The sequence below is a fragment of the Pseudoalteromonas sp. CR1 genome (assembly GCF_019392235.1).
GTDB lineage: Bacteria > Pseudomonadota > Gammaproteobacteria > Enterobacterales > Alteromonadaceae > Pseudoalteromonas.
Genome location: NZ_JAHXRM010000421.1, coordinates 1 through 254, shown reverse-complemented (window position 1 = coordinate 254; position 254 = coordinate 1). Strand labels below are relative to the sequence as shown.

At 66.5% G+C, this 254-nt stretch carries 1 protein-coding gene; it reads right to left on the bottom strand.

The annotated features are described in order from the left end of the window. The coding region (locus KZZ04_RS19980; RefSeq protein ID WP_219424001.1) for a nitroreductase family protein at positions 1-254 on the bottom strand (254 nt) is incomplete at both ends.

Sequence of the window (254 nt, the reverse complement as noted above, 5' to 3'; positions counted from 1 at the left end):
CGCCGTCAGCCCCAGGCCTTTGGCCACATGGGCCGAGTAGGACAACTCGCCGGTGCGCCACACCGCACCAATCCCCTGAGCGTACGCCGCCAACAGAATGCCGTGGGCCGCACAGGCAGCTGCCAGCAACTGTTCGGACTTCGGCACTTTGAAGTGGTCTTGCAAGCGGGCAATCACCACAACGACCAGCGGGGCGCGCAATGGGCCGTTCTGGGCCTTGTCGATGGCGGCTTGCGGCGCGTCGGCGTCCTGCA